Source organism: Fictibacillus sp. UD (assembly GCF_043558025.1).
In the GTDB taxonomy this organism is placed as follows: domain Bacteria; phylum Bacillota; class Bacilli; order Bacillales; family Fictibacillaceae; genus Fictibacillus.
The window spans coordinates 283311-303065 of record NZ_JARUHH010000003.1 but is presented as its reverse complement, the minus strand read 5'-3'; the positions used below and the strand labels follow the sequence as shown (position 1 = coordinate 303065).

At 38.0% G+C, this 19755-nt stretch carries 22 protein-coding genes and 1 tRNA gene; 17 read left to right on the top strand and 6 right to left on the bottom strand.

What is annotated here, in order from left to right:
• Positions 1-96: 96 nt before the first annotated feature.
• The 9 genes from sirA (at position 97) to P8610_RS07730 (ending at position 8810) form a co-directional block, all read left to right on the top strand.
• Complete coding sequence (gene sirA / locus P8610_RS07770) at positions 97-537, top strand: sporulation inhibitor of replication protein SirA (RefSeq protein WP_394603852.1); 441 nt, start codon at positions 97-99, stop codon at positions 535-537.
• A 78-nt stretch (positions 538-615) separates the two neighbouring features.
• A complete protein-coding gene (locus P8610_RS07765) occupies positions 616-834 on the top strand; it encodes a YneF family protein (RefSeq protein WP_066241071.1) in 219 nt (72 codons plus the stop codon).
• 86 nt (positions 835-920) lie between these two features.
• The gene (gene mnmH, locus P8610_RS07760) at positions 921-1967 is read left to right on the top strand and encodes a tRNA 2-selenouridine(34) synthase MnmH (RefSeq protein ID WP_394603850.1); all 1047 of its coding nucleotides are present in this window, start codon (positions 921-923) and stop codon (positions 1965-1967) included.
• A 109-nt stretch (positions 1968-2076) separates the two neighbouring features.
• The gene (locus P8610_RS07755; RefSeq protein WP_394603917.1) at positions 2077-3828 is read left to right on the top strand and encodes an ABC transporter transmembrane domain-containing protein; all 1752 of its coding nucleotides are present in this window, start codon (positions 2077-2079) and stop codon (positions 3826-3828) included.
• Positions 3825-5630 (top strand): ABC transporter ATP-binding protein, encoded by a 1806-nt coding sequence (locus P8610_RS07750; RefSeq protein WP_394603849.1) that lies wholly within the window; start codon positions 3825-3827, stop codon positions 5628-5630. Before P8610_RS07755 ends, P8610_RS07750 begins: the two co-directional genes overlap by 4 nt.
• A gap of 567 nt (positions 5631-6197) precedes the next feature.
• Positions 6198-7040 carry a M15 family metallopeptidase gene (locus tag P8610_RS07745; protein ID WP_394603848.1) on the top strand — a complete coding sequence of 281 codons (843 nt, stop codon included), beginning with the start codon at positions 6198-6200 and terminating at the stop codon, positions 7038-7040.
• Between the two features lie 109 nt (positions 7041-7149).
• Complete coding sequence (locus tag P8610_RS07740; protein ID WP_289495587.1) at positions 7150-7860, top strand: cytochrome c biogenesis CcdA family protein; 711 nt, start codon at positions 7150-7152, stop codon at positions 7858-7860.
• 27 nt (positions 7861-7887) lie between these two features.
• Positions 7888-8343, top strand: a complete 456-nt coding sequence (locus P8610_RS07735) for a Na(+)/H(+) antiporter subunit B (protein ID WP_289495586.1) — start codon at positions 7888-7890, stop codon at positions 8341-8343.
• A gap of 2 nt (positions 8344-8345) precedes the next feature.
• A complete protein-coding gene (locus P8610_RS07730) occupies positions 8346-8810 on the top strand; it encodes a CcdC family protein (RefSeq protein WP_289495585.1) in 465 nt (154 codons plus the stop codon).
• Positions 8811-8857: 47 nt separating this feature from the next.
• On the opposite strand, the gene P8610_RS07725 is transcribed toward P8610_RS07730, so the two are convergent.
• Together P8610_RS07725 and P8610_RS07720 are read right to left on the bottom strand one after the other, a co-directional pair.
• A complete protein-coding gene (locus P8610_RS07725; RefSeq protein WP_394603847.1) occupies positions 8858-9283 on the bottom strand; it encodes a DUF2621 domain-containing protein in 426 nt (141 codons plus the stop codon).
• A gap of 26 nt (positions 9284-9309) precedes the next feature.
• Positions 9310-9406: transfer RNA gene (locus P8610_RS07720), tRNA-Sec, on the bottom strand.
• 400 nt (positions 9407-9806) lie between these two features.
• On the opposite strand from P8610_RS07720, the gene selB reads away from it, so the two are divergent.
• From selB to phnC, 5 genes are read left to right on the top strand one after another with little or no spacing between them, the layout of a single operon-like run.
• The gene (gene selB, locus P8610_RS07715; RefSeq protein ID WP_394603846.1) at positions 9807-11696 is read left to right on the top strand and encodes a selenocysteine-specific translation elongation factor; all 1890 of its coding nucleotides are present in this window, start codon (positions 9807-9809) and stop codon (positions 11694-11696) included.
• Between the two features lie 2 nt (positions 11697-11698).
• A complete protein-coding gene (locus tag P8610_RS07710; RefSeq protein ID WP_394603845.1) occupies positions 11699-12715 on the top strand; it encodes a glycosyltransferase in 1017 nt (338 codons plus the stop codon).
• 13 nt (positions 12716-12728) lie between these two features.
• On the top strand, positions 12729-13622 hold the full coding sequence (phnD, locus tag P8610_RS07705) for a phosphate/phosphite/phosphonate ABC transporter substrate-binding protein (protein WP_394603843.1): 894 nt from the start codon (positions 12729-12731) through the stop codon (positions 13620-13622).
• Between the two features lie 9 nt (positions 13623-13631).
• Positions 13632-14390 carry a phosphonate ABC transporter, permease protein PhnE gene (phnE, locus tag P8610_RS07700; RefSeq protein WP_394603841.1) on the top strand — a complete coding sequence of 253 codons (759 nt, stop codon included), beginning with the start codon at positions 13632-13634 and terminating at the stop codon, positions 14388-14390.
• Between the two features lie 8 nt (positions 14391-14398).
• Positions 14399-15136 carry a phosphonate ABC transporter ATP-binding protein gene (phnC, locus tag P8610_RS07695; protein WP_394603839.1) on the top strand — a complete coding sequence of 246 codons (738 nt, stop codon included), beginning with the start codon at positions 14399-14401 and terminating at the stop codon, positions 15134-15136.
• Between the two features lie 601 nt (positions 15137-15737).
• Here the strand turns inward: phnC and selD are convergent.
• A complete protein-coding gene (selD, locus tag P8610_RS07690) occupies positions 15738-16793 on the bottom strand; it encodes a selenide, water dikinase SelD (RefSeq protein WP_394603837.1) in 1056 nt (351 codons plus the stop codon).
• A gap of 93 nt (positions 16794-16886) precedes the next feature.
• Here selD and P8610_RS07685 point away from each other — a divergent pair, with 93 nt between their 5' ends.
• Together P8610_RS07685 and selA are read left to right on the top strand one after the other, a co-directional pair.
• On the top strand, positions 16887-17123 hold the full coding sequence (locus P8610_RS07685) for an Rdx family protein (protein ID WP_394603836.1): 237 nt from the start codon (positions 16887-16889) through the stop codon (positions 17121-17123).
• A 55-nt stretch (positions 17124-17178) separates the two neighbouring features.
• Positions 17179-18558, top strand: coding sequence for an L-seryl-tRNA(Sec) selenium transferase (selA, locus tag P8610_RS07680; protein ID WP_394603835.1), 1380 nt, complete (start codon positions 17179-17181; stop codon positions 18556-18558).
• A gap of 62 nt (positions 18559-18620) precedes the next feature.
• Here the strand turns inward: selA and P8610_RS07675 are convergent, their stop codons facing one another.
• Positions 18621-18761 (bottom strand): small acid-soluble spore protein P, encoded by a 141-nt coding sequence (locus tag P8610_RS07675; protein ID WP_289495575.1) that lies wholly within the window; start codon positions 18759-18761, stop codon positions 18621-18623.
• A gap of 76 nt (positions 18762-18837) precedes the next feature.
• On the opposite strand from P8610_RS07675, the gene P8610_RS07670 reads away from it, so the two are divergent.
• Positions 18838-19095 (top strand): hypothetical protein, encoded by a 258-nt coding sequence (locus P8610_RS07670; protein WP_394603834.1) that lies wholly within the window; start codon positions 18838-18840, stop codon positions 19093-19095.
• Here P8610_RS07670 and sspO read toward each other — a convergent pair.
• The gene (gene sspO / locus P8610_RS07665; protein WP_066241155.1) at positions 19092-19262 is read right to left on the bottom strand and encodes a small acid-soluble spore protein O; all 171 of its coding nucleotides are present in this window, start codon (positions 19260-19262) and stop codon (positions 19092-19094) included. The genes P8610_RS07670 and sspO overlap by 4 nt on opposite strands.
• A gap of 81 nt (positions 19263-19343) precedes the next feature.
• Positions 19344-19532, bottom strand: coding sequence for a DUF378 domain-containing protein (locus P8610_RS07660; RefSeq protein WP_394603833.1), 189 nt, complete (start codon positions 19530-19532; stop codon positions 19344-19346).
• Between the last annotated feature and the right edge of the window lie 223 nt (positions 19533-19755).

Here is a 19755-nt window from a genome sequence, read left to right as displayed (position 1 = left end):
CGACAAAAATAGTTGCTTTTTACTCTCCTTTTTAGACAAGCTTTTCTTAAACTTTTGGATATACTTTCAAGAAAGCAGTCGGAAAGGAGCTTATTCATGAGAGAATTTTTTATTTATTTAATAACAAAAGAAGTTGCTCATTCCTACTATGGTAAAGAAAATAAACTGTTTCAATTATTTTTTGAAGAACAGCGATCAACAGGAATCTCTAAAACGATTTTGCAAAAACAGGTGAGTTACATTACAACATTATTAGCAGTGTCTCAAATAGAGAAGCATTTTTGGGAAAGCTTGAGCGGTACGCACGATTGGAGAGTAGAAGGAGAAACCTACTCTTTGTCATGCAAAGATAGTACTGTACACCTGGAACTGTCTGATCAATACATACATCTATACAGCATCGGAAATTTCGAAGCGGAAACCATCATTTTTGAGGCTTTGCGTCATTACGAATCCTATTTTTTAGCTATGGATTATGGAGAAAGAAAATACGGATGGCTCTCTCCCTTTAAATTGAATATGGTATATGCCACTTAAATCTCTATCAAATCTTGTATGTGATGGTAAACTTGTAGTAAACTAGTTCTAGACAACATGAAGGAGGAAGTTTTAACAATGGGTACTGGTATGATAATCCTTGTGTGTGCACTTTCACTGATTGCAGGTGTTGCGATCGGATTTTTTATTGCCCGCAAGTATATGATGAGTTATTTACAAAAAAATCCACCGATTAATGAAAATATGTTGCGTGTGATGATGATGCAGATGGGTCAAAAGCCTTCTCAAAAGAAAATTAACCAAATGATGCAGGCTATGAACAAGCAAATGAAGTAAGTGTTGTACAAGCACCCTGATATGAATCGGGTGCTTGTTTTCGTTCTACTATAGCTATTGATAGCAGCAACTAAAGGATGATGGCCGTGAACAATTTAGAGACGATTTCCATTAATGACTTGGATTTAGATAAATATTTGCTTTTTGATGTAAGGTCTCCAAAAGAATATGAAGAATATCATCTTCCAGGAGCTATTAACCTTAGTATATTTACAAATGAACAAAGAGCAGAAATTGGAACGCTCTATAAGCAAGAGAGCAAAGAGGCAGCGATAGAGCGTGGACTTGAAGTTGTTGGTCCAAAGCTGCCTGCTCTTTTTCAAAAGATAAAAACAGAAAAGAAGAAAAACCCAGATAAAAAAGCGGTAATCTACTGTGCAAGAGGCGGTTTACGCTCCAAAAGCATCGCTCAAACGATGAACATGATTGGAATTCAATGTTTACAGCTTGAAGGCGGAATTCGTTCGTATAGAAAACAGATCGAATCCTTTTTTGAAAGATTTATAAAGACTCCTCGAAAGATAATCGTACTTGAAGGCCACACTGGCACGATGAAAACGAAAATTTTAGAACAATTGCAAAGTGAGGGATACCCGGTCATAAATTTAGAAGAAATGGCTGGGCATAAAGGATCGATCTTTGGAAGAATAGGTGAACAGCCTTCTTCGCAGAAAAAGTTTGAATCAAATCTTTTTGAACGCCTCAAAGAATTAGAAACATCACAATCGCTTATCATCGAATCAGAAAGCAAAAGAATAGGAAGAGTTGTTGTTCCAGATTTTCTTTTAGAAGGAAAATACAGCGGGACACGTATTCATGTTGAGATTCCGTTTCACTTAAGAGTTCATTTTATTTGTAATGTGTACAAGCCACTTCTGCATAAAGATGAGATTGTTGAGGCTGTAAATAAGCTATCTAAAAGAATACCATTACCTGTTATGGAGGATTTGCAGCATCGTCTTCAAAATCAAAATTATGAAAAAGTGGTATCTTTATTGTTAGAAAACTATTACGATCCGAAATACGAATTCGCCGAACAAAAGTATGAGAGTGAATGTGTAAAATTATATGGAGATTCGTTTGAAGAGATTTATATAAAAGTAAAAGAACAAATAAAACGTCTAATCCTATAAAGAAGACCCATTTAGAGGGTCTTTTTTTGTGAAACTTTTTCCTTTTCGGAATTTTCATATATTGGTAAACTATACTTGTTTTTGATTTGCTTACAAGGGGGAACAGGTGTTGAAAGTTTTTCTGCAGTTAATGTGGTATTTCAAACAGGAGAAATGGCGTTATATAGGCGGTATTATCATGCTCGCCTTCGTTTCATTAGGTTTACTAGTACCTCCGAAAGTTGTTGGACTCATCGTCGATCATATAGAGAGAAAAACGATAACTGAAGGGCTATTGTGGCAATATGGTGGGCTTCTCATCGGTATCGCTATCGGAATATATGTCCTGCGCTACATATGGAGAATTTTGATCTTTGGTGCTGCAGTAAAACTTGCGATGCTTTTAAGAAACCGGTTATATGAGCATTTCACAAAGAAATCTCAAGCTTTTTATCATAAACGGCGTGTGGGGGACTTGATGGCTCATTCTACAAATGACCTTCAAGCGATTCAGCAAACAGCTGGGGATGGTGTTTTAACACTAGTTGATTCATTAATGATGGGTGGATTTACACTAATCGCTATGGCCACAACGATCAGCTGGAAACTGACACTTGTTAGTTTGTTGCCTTTACCGATTATGGCGTGGGCTACTAACAAATATGGAACGATGCTCCATAAACGGTTTCATAGTGCTCAAGAAGCATTCTCCACTTTGAATGATAAAGTGCAAGAGAGTATTTCTGGAACTAGAGTAATTAAGGCATTTGGTCAGGAAACAGATGATATTAAAAGTTTTGAAGATCTTTCAAAAGATGCAGTTAAGAAGAATATGGCGGTTGCACGGATCGATTCTTTATTCGATCCAACAATATCGCTAATTATCGGTTTATCATTCTTCTTGGCTGTAAGCTATGGTTCTATTCTCGTCACTCGAAATGAACTAACAATCGGAGAGCTCATTTCATTCACGAGTTATCTCGGATTGTTAATATGGCCGATGCTGGCTTTCGGATGGTTGTTTAATATTGTTGAACGGGGAAGAGCGTCATATGACCGAGTTGAATCACTGCTTGCTGTAAAAGAAGAAATCGAGGACTCGGGCACAATTGAATCCAGTCCACATGGTGATATCTCTTATCAGTTGAAAGAGTTCTCTTACGCTGAAAGTTCACCTGTACTAGAGGAGATTACTTTTACGTTAAAACGAGGGCAAACACTGGGGATTGTCGGAAAGACAGGGAGCGGAAAAACTAGTCTTTGTAAGTTATTGCTGCGTGAATATAACTTAAATCATGGTGATATTTTAATAGATGGCCATGACATTAGTGATTACAAGTTGCATGCATTAAGAGGAGCAATCGGTTATGTTCCACAAGATCACTTTTTGTTTTCGGCGACCATTGTTGAAAATATAGCTTTTGCCAAAATTGACTCGCCTTTTTCAGAAGTGAAAGAAGCTGCAGAGCTCGCTTCCATTCATAAAGATATCTCTCAATTCAAGTATGGCTATGAAACGGTAGTAGGAGAGCGGGGAGTAACACTTTCGGGAGGGCAGAAACAAAGGATTTCAATAGCTAGGGCTTTACTTAGAAATCCTGAAATTTTAATTTTAGACGATTCACTTTCTGCGGTTGATGCCAAAACTGAAGAATCGATCCTTCAGCATTTAAAAGCGAAACGGCAAAATCAAACGACTATCATTACGGCACATCGTCTTTCTTCAATCGCTCATTGTGATTTAATCATTGTTTTGGAAAACGGCACGATCAGTCAAAGAGGAACTCATCACAGCTTAGTTAATGAAGAAGGATGGTACAAAGAAACATATGAAAGGCAAGCTTTAGAAACGTTGATTTCAGAAGGAGGTGTGATGAAATGAGTGCACCAGAACAAGAACACCATCAAGATGAACTGCAGCAAATGAAACAATGGACAGTGTTCAAGAGATTAATGTCGTACACAACCCCGCATAAAAAGCGGTTAGCGCTAGCATTCTTTCTACTATTGATTGCAACAGCTGCTGAACTGACCGGACCAATCTTAGTTAAGACGTTCATTGACGATTACGTAACGCCTCGTAATTTTGAACAAAAAGCATTGCTGATTCTGGCATCTAGTTATATAGGATTAATCTTAATCTCAGCGGCTGTTAACTATATTCAATTTGTTTTATTTCAATCTGTAGCATTAGACATCATACAAACATTACGGATCCAAGTATTTTCAAAGGTGCATTCATTGGGGTTAAAGTTCTTTGACCGCACACCAGTTGGAAGTTTAGTTTCAAGAATTACAAACGATACAGAAGCTGTAAAGGACTTGTATGTTAGTGTGCTTTCCACTTTTGTTCAAAATATCGTATTTTTATTCGGGATTTTCGGATTCATGTTCTACTTAAATGTGAAACTCGCACTGTTTTGCTTATGTATATTGCCGTTTATTGTAGCAATCATGTGGATGTATCGTAAATATAGTTCAAAATCGTTTTACGAGATGAGAGAAAAGCTCAGTCAGTTAAATGCAAAACTGAACGAATCACTTCAGGGCATGTCAATCGTTCAGGCATTTAACCAAGAGAGACGTCTTAGAAAAGAGTTTGCGCTCATTAATAATGAACACAATGACGCCCAGATTCGAAACATCAAATATAATGGTTTGTTATTGCGCCCGGCAGTCGATCTCGTTTATATGCTCGTACTGTTGATGATTCTATCCTTTTTTGGCATCAAATCCTTCAATTCGCCAGTAGAGATTGGAGTAATCTATGCGTTCATAAACTATTTAGATCGATTTTTTGAACCAGTTAACATGATGATGATGCGTCTCTCAATTTTTCAGCAAGCCATTGTTTCAGCCGGCCGTGTATTTACCGTCATGGATGAAAAAGAATTCGCTCCGGTAAAAGAAGGAAATCAAGAACCTGTTATTCAAAATGGAAAGATTGAATTCAAAAATGTTACTTTTTCCTATGATGGGGAACAAGAGGTACTCAAGAATATTTCCTTCACTGCACTTCCTGGGCAGACGGTCGCACTAGTCGGCCATACCGGAAGCGGGAAAAGTTCAATCATCAATTTGCTCATGCGTTTTTATGATGTGAAAAAAGGACAAATCTTTATTGATGATGTTCCCCTTAAACATTATGAAAATAAGGAACTAAGGGAAAAAGTAGGTCTCGTTCTTCAAGATCCATTTTTGTTTGTGGGAGATATCACCCAGAATATTAGAATGTACAATGAAGATATTTCAGATGAAGATGTGACGTCAGCTGCTCGATTTGTTCAAGCGTCAACGTTTATCGAAAAATTGCCTGAGGGGTATCAGACTGAAATAGGAGAGAGAGGTGCTACGTTCTCTAGCGGACAAAGACAGCTGATCTCGTTTGCAAGAACAATGGCTTTTTCCCCAAAAATTTTAATTTTGGATGAAGCTACAGCAAATATTGATACAGAAACCGAAGAAGAGATTCAGCTAGCTCTTAATAAGATGAGAAGCGGCAGAACGACGATCGCCATCGCACACAGACTTTCTACGATTCAAGATGCTGAGCTCATTTTGGTACTGCATAAAGGCGAGATCGTAGAACGTGGTACACATCAAGAGCTCTTAAGAGAGAGGGGACTGTATCATAAGATGTTTCTTCTGCAGCACGGTAAGGATTCAATGGATGAAGTAGGATAAAATGGAGGCAGTTCCTAATCAGAGGGAGCTGCCTTTTTGTATTTTGTTATGGTGGTTTATATACTATGTTCTTTTCTAAAGGATTGTTTCTACTAATTAATTTGTTTTTTCCTTCACTGACAAGTTGATAGTAGTGTAAGGTGCGTGCCTACCACCTGAAAAGCTTCCTCGCAAGGCATGCGACGAGGAAAATCACTGCGGTAGCATTAACTTGTAGACGCAGGAGCAAGGGAACTTACTTGAAGCGGTCAGGTGAGACCCTTAAGGGCGCCAAGCGTCAAGGGGCTCACCGCACGCCCCGCGGAAAGCGAAGCAACCTGGAACGGAAATCAACTACTTTCAAGAGCAACAGAGTTTGCGAAAACAACTTTTCTAATTGTCTCTTCTCTATTAAGTAATTTTGTTTTGCCTTCATCAATATAGGGATTGGAGACAGAGAGTTACCTATTTATTGTCTTTAATTTTTCGAATATATGAACTTATGTCATATGTCATTGACTTATTTGCAAATTATCCTATGATAAGATAGCATACACATACAAACTGAATAAAAAGGATGAGAGTACTTTGAAGAACTATGTATTACCATCAATGCTAATTGGAAGCATGTTACTCCTTACGGCATGTAAACCCGTTGAATGGGCTGAAAAACAATGGAATGCTGCATTTAAAAATGAAAGCTCTGAAAAACAAGAAAAAAAGATTTCAAATGAACAATCGACTCCAAAAACGAACGAAAACGAAACAGAACCTAACGAAGAACAACCTTCTCCTGAAGCTGATCTACCATGGCTTGAAGAAACGGTAACCGTATCTGGTGACGGACAAGCAGTTGTTCAGAATCTAGATGATCTTTTAATTGTTGCGAACAAAGAAAGAAATTTACCTGAAGATTATGAACCAAAAGATTTGGTAAAACCTAATGTTCCGTTTCCGTTTAAAGAGGATCTTCCTAAAAAGAAATTAAGAAAAGAAGCAGCTACTTCGTTAGAAGCGTTGTTTAAGGCAGCTGAGGAGAACGGGTTAGAACTTCTTGCTCAATCTGGTTATCGATCTTATGACACTCAAGTGTCAATCTTTGCTTATAATGCAGAGCAAAGAGGAGAAGAAGTTGCAAATAAAACAAGTTCTAAGCCTGGACAAAGCGAGCATCAAACAGGTTTATCGATGGACGTTACTTCTCCAGAAGTGAATTATGAACTCGTGGAGGCATTCGGAGAAACAAAAGAAGGTAAATGGCTTGCTGATAATGCGCATAAGTATGGATTTATCATTAGATACCTGAAAGGAAAAGAACATATTACTGGGTATCAGTATGAACCATGGCATTTAAGATACGTAGGTGTAGATCATGCAAAGAAAATTCATGCACAAGGAATTACACTTGAAGAATATTTGCAAAAACCATAAGTGATAGGATTTGGACAGCTTTTCACGAAGCTGTCTTTCTTTATGTTTGAACAATTTGGCTATTCCCATTAAGATAGAGAGAGAACTGTAAAAAAGGAGCTTCTGCTAAATGAACGATCTCAATATTTGGCTTGCGTTTGGGGCCGGACTGCTGTCTTTTATATCCCCTTGCTGCTTACCGTTATATCCTGCATTTTTATCTTACATTACAGGTATATCGGTTCAGGAACTAAAAGAAGAAAACGCTATGCTTAGAAAAAGAGCGCTTTTACATACGACATTCTTTTTAATAGGTTTTTCAATAATATTTCTTTTCTTAGGATTATCTACTACAATTATTGGAGATCTTTTTGTAGAATATCAAACGTTGCTGAGGCAAATTGGCGCAATCGTGATTATCTTTTTTGGACTCGTTGTAATGGGATTCATAACTCCAACATTTTTGATGAAAGATAAAAAAGTAAGATTTCAATCGCGACCTGCCGGGTATGCGGGTTCTGTACTAATAGGAATTGGGTTTGCAGCAGGATGGACACCTTGTATGGGACCAATTCTAGCTGGAGTCATTGCACTAGGAGTATCAAATCCAGCAGCTTCATTAACTTATATGGTTGCTTATGTTTTAGGATTTGCTGTTCCATTTTTTGTATTAAGCTTCTTTTTGGATAAACTAAAGTCAATCAAACGATTTAATCGTCAGTTTATGGTGGTAGGGGGTACCTTGATGGTAGTTATGGGGATCTTACTTTACTTTGACTGGTTGACCCAGCTAACATCATTTTTAACAAATCGAGTTTTTGGTGGATTTAAAGGTTTTTAAGATTACTTACGAAAGGGGATTTACATCATGCATACACGTTCTAACGACCTTATCTTAAAAACAACAACGAATATCATTGTTTTTGTTATTTTAGCTTTTTCTGTAAACATGTTATTTTCAGGGCATAATGCACCTGGCGGAGGTTTTATAGGAGGATTGATGGGAGCAGGCGCCATTCTTCTTTTATATGTTTCTTACGGACTACAGCCTGTAAATAGAATTCTGCCTATTAACTATACATATATGATTGCAGCTGGACTTTTAATAGCGATTCTTACTGGTGCGGGTTCATTTGTTTTAGGAGTACCATTTTTAAGCCAAAGTTTTGGCTACTTCTACCTTCCGATACTAGGAAAGACTGAACTTGCAACTGCTATGCTTTTTGATTTAGGTGTATATTTCACTGTAATAGGTGTTACTATGACAATCATCCTCTCTATTGCAGAAGATAAGATTGAGAAAGAAGTAGGGGAAGGGAACTAATCGTGTTTTTTATTGCGAGTACATGCTTTGCCATTATCATGGCTGTAATTGTTTTTAACTTTCGTATGAAAGAAACAAGAGAACCTGTAACAGCAAAGAGAATTATTATACCTCCTTTAGCTATGAGTACAGGGTTTCTTCAGTTCGTAATACCTGCTTTTCATATTACATGGATCGAAGCAGGGGAGGCCTTTGTGGTTGGTCTTATGTTTTCAATCTTCCTCATCATGACAAGCAAATTCGAAATAAAAGGTGATCATGTATACCTTGTAAGATCGAAAGCCTTCATTTTTATTATTATCGGATTGTTTGCCATTCGTTTAGCATTGAAGTGGTATATCGGCTCGACGATATCCATCTTTGAAACGAGTTCGCTATTCTTTATCGTTGCTTTTGGTATGATTCTACCTTGGCGGCTAGCGATGCTGTTCTTGTTCATGAAAAAGAAAAATGAAATCGCATTATAAGTTCTAGTGAAAAGGAAACCCCTGAATCTATTCGATTCAGGGGTTCTTTATGCGAGCAATGATTGATAAGGCTCGATATCAATATTCTTCTTCTTTAATGTCTTAATAAGCCACTTATGATCCCGTTTTGGTGTTGCGATAATATATCCTCGAATGATCAAATCCTGCGACATAGAACTTGCATTTTCTTCTAATGCTAATTCTCCAATCTTTCCAGCAATCTTTTCTTTTGCGACATCACGAAAAAGTTCAGGAACTGGAGCAACTAGTTCATTTAAAAGCTTCTTTTGATCTTCATTCCATAAATGAATGGTTTGGTTAATATAATGTTCCTGCCAATCTAAGATCGATTTTCCATCTTCTTTAGGAAGGCGTTTTAAGAATTTGCGAAACATAAAATACCCACCGATTGCAAACATAGTGAATAAAAAAATGGACCACAGCACGATAAAAGTGATGAACCATCCAGACAATGCGTCCACCTCGTATGTATAAATTTTGGCGGGACCATGTGGGAATCGAACCCACCGGAGACGGCACGCGCCTCCCAAAAGGTTTTGAAGACCCAGGCAAGCACCAGCTACACATCTGGCCCCATAAAAAATCTCTTGCTCGCTATTGCATTATACATGATTTTATACCGATTGGACAAGACTCTAGACTTAATAGATCGGATAGGGGAGGGGAATACTGTCGAATTATGGTGTGAAAATACTAGTACAGCATTTTTTCGTACTATAACAGACCATCGACTATAACAGGAAAATAATTGAACTATAACAGTTCAGGTTGTGGACAAGTGTGAATAACTTGTTCTGTGGATAACCTGTGGGTATACACACGTGAATAAATATACATTCGCGTATAAAGATTCGGGAAATAATTACAAAGGGCTAAAAAAGCTATACCAATCTCTTTGAAAATGCATTATCCTTGTTTTTTACATGTGCATTACATAAAGTGTAAGAAGTATGTAAGTATAGGTGGTTAAAACATATGACAGTTAGATATTATACGATTGGTATGGCGGGTCATATCGATCACGGTAAAACAACACTTACAAAAGCTTTGAGTGGAGTGGACACAGATACACTTAAAGAAGAAAAAGAACGTAAGATAACCATTGAGCCAGGTTTTGCCCCCTTTCCATTAACTGATGAAATAAATACCTCGATCGTTGATGTTCCTGGTCACGAAAAATTTATTCGTCAAATGATTGCTGGGGTTGCTGGAATCGATCTCGTTCTTCTAGTAATTGCTGCAGATGAAGGAGTTATGCCGCAAACACGCGAACATTTTGAAATTCTTTCTTATTTAGGTATTGAAACTGGTGTCATAGTTGTAACAAAGTCTGATCTGATAGACGAAGAAATGAGACTGCTAGTTGAAGAAGATATTGGAGAGCTTACAAGGTCAACTGCATTTGCAACGTTCCCCGTTCATTTTGTAGATAGCATCACTATGTCTGGAATTGATGATCTAAAAAACGAGATTGGTCAACTGTTGCAAGGGGCCCAAACGAGATCTTCACAAGGAGCGTTTCGTATGCCTATCGACCACATCTTTACTGTAAAAGGACAGGGAACCGTTGTACGTGGAACTGTTTACGAAGGAGAAGTCCGCGCGGGTGATGACCTAATCATAGAGCCTGGAAATGACAAGGTGAAAATCCGTAAATTGCAAGTACATAAACAAGATGTGAATTCTGCAAAAGCAGGGCAGCGAGCAGCTCTTAATCTTTCAGGAGGATCCAGAACAGCTTGGAAGAGAGGACATGTTTTATTATCACCTCATGTCTTTTCGACAACAGATATGATCGATATCGTGCTATCAACAGGAAATGGGTGGGACGGTAAAATAAAACAGAGAGCACCGGTTAAGTTCTACACAGGAACATCTGAAGTTATGGGGAAACTTGTCTTTTTCGATCGAAATGAACTTGAAAACAATTCACATCAAATATTCTGCCAAGTTAGATTAGATGAAGAAATTGTAACGAAACGCGGGGACAAGTACATCATAAGGCGTCCTTCACCAGAAGAAACGATCGGAGGCGGTGAAGTTATCGACCCGAACGGTTCAATTTATAAATTTGGTACGAACACGATTGAACTTTTAAAAGGGAAATATGAAGGGACTCCTCAAGAGAGAGTTCTTCATACACTTGAAAAAGAAGGGTCGTTAACGGAGATCGATTTAAAGAAACTTACAGGATTTGAAGAACAGGATTTTAATGAAGCGATCGATCAACTTTTGGAACTTAATTCTATTCATCAAATACAAGGGTATTATTTTGCGGCATTAACTCTTGAGAGAGTGCAATCTGAATGGATCGATAGACTTAAACAGTTCCATGAAGAAAATCCTTTACGTCAAGGTATTCCAAAGGCAGAAGCTGTTCAATATTTAAAAGGAAAACTCCATCCAAAAGTGGTTAATGGTCTTATTGATCAATGGATTGAAACATCCATTATATCTGTTACAGATCAGTTTGTTCATTTGTCAGATTTTAAGCCTGATTTCCCACAAAAATGGTCAAAGAAAATGTCACAAGTTCTAGAGCGTTTAGAGGAAATGAAACTAGAGCCGGATGATCTTCTATCGCTTTTCAAATCGCAGCAATTACCAGAAGAGCTGTATAACGATTATAAATACCATTTGATTAAAACGAATCAAGCAGTTGTTCTTTTTGACGAAGTGCTGCTGAGCAAATCTGCTTTTGATACAGCTGTGGAACAGTTACGAAGCAAGACGAACGGAAGTTTCACTGTACAAGAAGCAAAAGCAGCTCTTGATACATCTAGGAAATTTCTAATTCCATTTTTGGAATGCATGGATACCAATGGTTATACGATTAGAGATTCGAATGTAAGGAAATGGGTGTAACTTTGAGAGATACTAACATAAACGTACTGTTCTTCACACCGTATTATTACCAAAATCGAGGCAATGCCACTACTGCGAGACGAATAGAACATGGGTTATCTCGTGAAGGTGAAGTTGAGATGAATATCTTTTCATATGAAGAGATGTCTTATGATTCCGTAGTAAGAGAGAGAATGGAGAAAGCTGACGTTTTCCACATTCTTCATTTTGCTCGATTTGTAAAGTGGGCTGAGAGAAATCAAGTGGGATTGGACAAGCCCTATATCGTAACGTCTGGCGGTACCGATCTAAACCATTCTTTGATAGAAAATGAACAAAGGTATCTTCCACTATTAAAAAAGGCAAAAGCAGTTACAGTTTTCACTCAAGATGCAAAATGGATGCTAGTAAATCAATATGGCTTAAACGAGGATTTTGTTCATGTCATACCACAGAGTGTGTATTTGCCAGCTCATGATCGTTCTAGTGAACCTCTTCCATTACCGATCGGAACACCAAAACTGTTACTGCCTGCTGGGCTTAGACCAGTTAAGGATGTTTTATACGCACTAAAGAGCATCTTAAAATTAAAGAAAGATTTTCCCGAAATTACACTTTTAATTGCGGGGGCAAATTTAGATCATGATGTTTATACCCAAGTACAAGAAGCTGTAAAAAAGTATGAGTGGCTGCATTATTTGCCGGAAATCGATTTATCTCGAATGAAAGAACTTTATGAATGGACAGATCTTGTGTTAAACACATCATTTACGGAAGGTCAGTCTACCTCGCTAATAGAAGCGATGAGTCTTCATAAACCTGTAATTGCCCGAAGTAATACTGGGAATTGCAGCATTATTCGTCATAATGAAAACGGAATGCTCTTTCAAAATCATGAAGAGTTATATCAATCTTTGAAAAAAGTGTTATCAGACGAAAATTTTTATAAACATCTATGTGCTAATGGGTATCAAACGATCATTGAGAAACACACTATTGAAAAAGAAGTAGTTTCATACTTAAACTTATACAAAATATAAAGGAGAGAATAAAATGAAAAAGTTAGGCTTGTTATTGATGGCACTTATCTTGGTCCTCTCAGCTTGCGGAACGAAGAAAGAGGATACAAAAAATAATAAAGCAAATAAAGATGATGTGTTTACGATCGGAGTCATACCAGCTCAAACAGAAGGTGAAATGAAAGGTGCACTTGATAAACTTCAGAATCTCCTTATTAAAAAAATGGACAGAGAAGTTAAGATTACATCGTATCCGGACTACAATGGTGTAGTAGAGGCAATGAACTACGATAAGATTGATATGGCTTACTTTGGTCCACTTACATATGTTGTGGCACATGAAGAGAGCGGTGCTAAAGCAATCGTCACTCAATTGATTAAAGGGGAACCGTTTTACTACTCTTACCTGATCACACATAAAGACAGTCAATATGAGAGTATTGATGATATGATTTCTGATGTAAAAAATGTTAAGTTTGCTTTTGGTGATCCATCTTCAACATCTGGCTCTTTAATTCCAAGCATTAAATTAAAAGATGAAGGCGTTTATAAGAGTGAGTCAGAAAACGAATTTAATAACGTAAGATTTACAGGTTCACATGATGCAACTGCACTTGCCGTGCAGAATAAACAAGTAGACGTCGGAGCAATCGACAGCGCCATTTATGACAAACTGGTTGAGGAAGGTTCTATAGACGGTGATCAGTTTAAAGTTATCTGGAAGTCTGAGAAGCTATTCCAATATCCTTGGGCAGTTTCGAAAAATACAGATTCAGAAACAATGAAGAAGCTGCAAGATATCTTTTTAGATATAAAGGACAAAGAAATTTTAGATGCTTTTGGAGCAACAGGTTTTACAAAAGCGGATAATAAAGATTATGAGAGTATCCGAAAGGCAGCTATTAAAGAAGGTACGATTAAAGAATAGAGGGGAATAATGGTTTGGTTTAAGAGGAGCCAATTGTTTGTATTTTTGTGCTTGATTGTCGTTGTCGGTTTAAGCATGAGATTAACAGAATTTGATCTATCAAAATTTAAAGACTTTCAAAATATGAGTGACTTTCTGTCAAAATGGTTTCCGATGAACACGGAGAGTCTTCCATATTTATTTCAAGAAAGTTTATTAACGATCGCAATCGCATTTTTGGGGAGCTTGTTTGGTTTAATCATTGGGCTGCCGTTAAGTTTTTTTGCAGCACGAAATACAAGTAGTAATCGGATCGTTTATGTTATCACCCGGTTCTTTCTAAGCTTTATGAGATCGGTTCCGGAATTTGTTTTTGGTTTAATCCTTTTAACAACATTGGGTCTTGGTCCTTTTCCGGCCGTAATCGCTATTGTGCTTCATAATATCGGTGTATTAGGCAAGCTGATATCAGAACTAATTGAAGCGGCTGATAAAGGCCCTATGGAAGCCATGAGAGCTGTAGGTGCAAAGAAGTGGATTGGAAACTTGTTTGCTATTCTACCTCAAATATGGCCAAATGTCCTTTCTCAATTTTTCTATCGTTTTGAAGTAGCGATTCGAACTTCACTTATTTTAGGACTGATCGGTGGCGGTGGAATCGGTCAGCAGTTATTTATCCATTTTAAGACGTTTCAATATCAGCTTGTGTCTGTAGACGTTCTGCTCATTATGGTCATGGTTATCTTAGTAGATTATATTGGCGGAAAAATACGGGAAAAGGTTATTTAGGTGATGAAATGATTGAATTTGAAAATGTTACTGTTTTATATCCTGGTACAACTGAACCTGCATTACAAGATGTGAATATTTCTTTTCAACGAGGCGAATTCGTTTGTGTCTTAGGAAGAAGCGGTGCAGGAAAATCAACGTTTATCCGTTGTATCAACGGTCTTCAGCCAGTTTCAAAAGGAAGCATAAAATGGGAAGATAAATCCTTAACAGAGATGACAAACAAAGAAAATTTAGAGGTTCGGCGCAAAACAGGAATGATTTTTCAGCATTTTAACTTAATTCCAAGAATGAGCGTCGTTCAAAACATTTTAACGGGTTTGTTCGGTTATAAAAAATCTTACGAAAATCTGATTGGTCTATTCAACTCCACTGAAAGACAGCATGCTTTAGAGGCAATTCAACAAGTGGAACTTACGGTTGAACCAACAAGGAGAGTAGAAAATCTTAGCGGGGGCCAAAAGCAAAGGGTAGCGATCGCCAGGGCACTCGTTCAAAACCCAAAAGTTTTCTTAGGAGATGAACCTGTAGCAAGCTTGGATCCAGGTACTGCGGAGAGAATTTTTCATCTATTAAAAGAAACACATGTTAAGCGAAACCTCGTTTCAATCATAAATGTTCATGATGTAGTTCTTGCTAAGAAATTCGCAACAAGGATTATTGCACTAAAAAACGGAAAGCTTGTTTTTGACGGGATGCCGGAAAAGTTTGACGATCAAATGTATGCAGAGATTTATAATTATTAAAAGGCTGTTTCATATTCTTTGTTGCAATGAAAGAGGTTAATTTCCGCTCCATGACTCGCTTTCCGCAGGGTGTGCGGTGAGCCCATCCACCGCTTTGCGTCATTGAATGGTCTCACCTGTCCCACTTATCCTGCAGGAGTCTCGTCATTCCGCTCCAATTAACGATTCAATGATGAAGCTCTTGAAAATCTACCTTTAGTAAAAATCTTTAAGAAAAGTTCTTTTTGAAGGATGGTTGCTATTTGGATTCTTCCTTTCTTCATTTGCAAGTTGATTGGAGCGAAAGGTGCTAGACTCCTACGGGACGAGCGGTCAGTTCGAAAAGTGGAAGTGGCTCGTTCAGCCCCGACAAGCAAAAGGTGAATGGGCTAGGAAGGTGTACTTTGCCTTCTGGACCATTTAGCTTTTGACCTCGAGGGGCTAGCCACTGCAACTAGACAGGTGGAGACTCCTAATGGCGCATAGCGGCAGGAGGCTCACCGTACGCCCCGTGGAAAGCGAGCAACCTGAAGCGGATATCAACTACTTACTACAAAATTTGCGAAAATAGGGTTTAGAAAAGAGCCGAATAAAAAACTCCGGAACCTGTCCGGAGTTTTTTTCATTTGGCTATGATTGATTTTTCGGTTAACTCCGAAACACGTCCTACGATGCTGGCATCTTTATTTCCTTTTGACTGAAGTCTTTTTAAGTATTTAGCTGCCTCGTCCTCAGGAAGGCTGACTAACAAACCTCCGGATGTTACAGCATCACATAAAATCAATTGCTGCCATTCCTCAAGATTTTCTCTATAGATTACGTCATCTTGAATCCAACGATGGTTCGCTTTTGAGCCGCCTGGTACAATTCCAGCTTGTGCCAGTTCATTCGTTCCAGGAAGGAGTGGTACGGATTCAAAATCAATGTGAATGGAGATACCGCCGGTTCCTTTAGCCATTTCAGCAGCGTGGCCAAGGAGACCAAAACCAGTTACATCTGTAACCGCATTTGGAGAGAGTCCCTCCAAACATTCTGCAGCCGTTTTATTTAATGCGGCCATTGTTTCGCTAACAAGCTCAACCTGCTTCTCTGAAAGTTTGTCATTTTTAATGGCGGTCGTTTGTATTCCTACACCGATTGGTTTGGTTAACACAAGAACATCGCCAGGTCTTGCTCCAACATTCTTAAACACCTTTGATGGATGAACAAGCCCTGTTACAGATAATCCAAACTTCGGCTCCGAATCATCGATCGAATGGCCGCCTACAAGTACGGCACCTGATTCTTTTACTTTATCAGCAGCACCTTTAAGGATTTCAGCGAGCACTTCATGTCCAAGCGTCTTAATCGGAAAACCAACAATGTTCATTACGGTAGTTGGTCTTCCTCCCATCGCATAAACATCGCTAAGTGAATTTGCAGCTGCAATCTGTCCAAACATATATGGATCATCAACGATTGGTGTGAAGAAATCGACAGTTTGAATCATGGCTAAATCCTCTGTTAGTCTGTATACTCCTGCATCATCAGAAGTATCTAGGCCTACTAAAAGGTTTGGATCATTTTCACGTTTAGGTAAATGACGCAAAACTTGCGCCAGGTCTTCTGGACCGATTTTACATCCTCAACCACCTTTAGATGACAGGTGGGTCAGCCGTACTTTATCTTTGCTAGTCATATGGGTTTAGCACCTCCTATTGAGTAGTATAAACATTTTTTTGTTAATTGGCTAAGGATATACTAAAATAGTCTTAAAAAAGGAGGATGAATGATGAAAGTAAGTATCGAATTCTGCATGATGTGAAACTTTGCACCCAAAGCCGCGAGTCTCGCGGAAGAACTTTTTAGCCATTTTCGCACTCATATTTCATCACTTGAACTGATTCCAAGCTCTGGCGGTGTTTTTGAAGTGTCTGTAAATGGGAATAAACTTTATTCAAAAAAAGAAACCGGTGAATTTCCGGATCATGATTTGATCATTGAAGAGTTAGAGAAATTAAAGGCTTAAACGAAGTTATCCTCCTTATAGGATGATCTTTATAGCCTTAAGGAGGAGCTTCACCATGTTAAAAAGAGACCTTTTAAGACAGCTGCCTGCTGTTCATGAGATTGTTAAAGATATCAGTTCTGAAGTGAATGGCAAACCTGAGAAGGAAATAACACGCGCTGTTCAAGATGCGATCAAACTCTGGCGTAAAAATATTCTTTCGGAACAAAATGACATTGACTTGAAAGCTGATATTCAAGAACTTATAAAGACTTCTGCTAGAAAAAGTTTATGTAATCCTGGGAATCAGATTCGCTCAATTATTAATGCAAGTGGAATCGTTATACATACTAATTTGGGCCGATCCAGACTTAGTGATAAAAGCGTACAGCGTATGTCAGAGACTGCTCATATGTATTCAAACTTAGAATACAACCTTGAAAAAGGGAAACGTGGATCACGGCATGACCTTATTGAAAACCTTATACAGCGAGTAACAGGAGCAGAAGCAGCAATGGTCGTTAATAATAATGCTGCGGCTGTTTATCTTGTGCTGAAGGCACTTGCAAAAAACAAAGAAGTTATTGTTTCAAGAGGAGAGCTTGTTGAAATTGGGGGCTCGTTTCGAGTTTCTTCTATTATGGAAGAAAGTGGTGCAATCTTAAGAGAAGTTGGAACAACCAATAAGACTCATTATTTTGATTATGAAAATGCATTATCAGATCAAACCGGTATGCTCATGAAAGTGCATACGAGTAATTTTAAAGTAATTGGATTTACAAAAGAAGTTCACTCTACTGAGCTATTAAAGTTAAAACAAAAAAATCCAGAACTCGTCATTTATGAGGACTTAGGCAGCGGAGCGCTTTTCCCATTCCATTCTCACGGCATTGGAGACGAACCTTTAGTTTCATCTGTTATTGGTTCAGGCATCGATGTTGTTTCGTTTAGCGGGGATAAATTATTGGGCGGACCACAAGCTGGAATTATTGCTGGTAAAAAAGAAATTATCGATACATTGAAAAAACATCAGCTTGCTAGGGTTTTAAGAGTTGATAAATTCACGATTGCCGCGTTAAACGAAACTTTAAATGCTTACTTAAATGGTGAACATATGACAATTCCAACAGTAAGGGATATTCTAAAAACATCGGAAGAAATTAAAGAAAAGGTGATGGAGTTAATGATAAAGGTTGAAAATCATTCATCACTCACAGTTAAAATCGTAGAAGAGTATTCTCAAGTAGGTGGAGGTACAATGCCAGATGTGAAGCTGCCTACTTATTGTATCGGACTGACACATCCAAAAGGCGCTGAATATTTGGCAAAAACTTTCCGTGATTTTCAAACACCAATAATTGTACGTATTAAAGAGGAAGAAGTGCTTCTTGATCTAAGAACGGTTACAGAAGAAGAAACGCTAACGATCTTGCATGCCATTGATTCTATTCAATAATCAAAGGGAAGGGACTGACACAATCGTGCTCGTCCCTTTCTTTTTGACAAATACCCTTTTATCTAACGGCCTTCACCATGGTTTTGGCCGGTGTGATTTCTTTGTTTTACCTTTTTAGATCCGCTCATCGGAGCAGGCTGTCCAGGATTTTCTCCCTTTGGAGCATTCTTTCTTATATCTTTAAACGTGTTATGCTCTCCCATAAAAAGTCCCCCTTATTGAATAATTATGATTTAAATTGGAAGGTTAAAGATATCAAACCAAAAAAGGAAGGTAACTATGCCCTATAACAAAGATAAACAACAAGCTTATCAAGCAGCAGAACAAGGCTACCACCACACGATTGATGTCTCAAAAAAACTTGATTCTTCAAGCGATGAATATGGTGTATATTACTCCCAGTTTATGACCGAGAACGAAAAGGCTTGTCAACAAATTGAAAATGCTCTTGAAACAGCCTCAGAACATCAGCAGCCTCAGTTAAAGAGCTACTTAAACGAACTTCAGCAGTTGCAAAGTCAGTTTCCCAAGCCTTAGTGGCGCTTTTTCGTCTTTTTATTGTTTTGACGTTCTGCTTCACTTAACTTCTCGTTAGGCAAGCTTAGCGCCTCATTTCCAAATTCGGTATTGTAACCTGCACCCTTTCCTTGTGCTTTGGCTGCATTCATACCAGGACGTGTGTGATTTGCTTTATTTCTTCCCATAATTGTTTCACCTCCGTTGGTTTTAGTTTGCTCAATTTAAAAAAGAAGAAGCACTCCAAAAAAAGGAGTGCTTCTTTACATTCAGCATTTATATTTTGAAAGTAACAGCCAAACACCTGATAACCCTACAAGGCTGTAAATAACCTTCGTAACCGTGGTAGCGCTTCCAAAAACTGCTGTAACAAGGTTTAAATCAAAAAGACCGATGAACCCCCAGTTTAACGCTCCGATTAAAACGAGTAATGCGGCTAATTTTTTTAACCAATCCATCATGTTTCCCTCCGATCCATATCGACATGTTACTAAAGTGGAAAACAAAAGATATATAACGTAATTCAATATATGCATATGGGAAAATGAAGGTGATTTTTTAATTGATAAGAAAAACTTATGTCGATTGATAACGATTAACTATTTTACTTATGAAAGGGTTTTACGTATGATAATAGAGGGAAAAAAAGATTTTGTGTCCGGTACTCTGAAATTGAACACA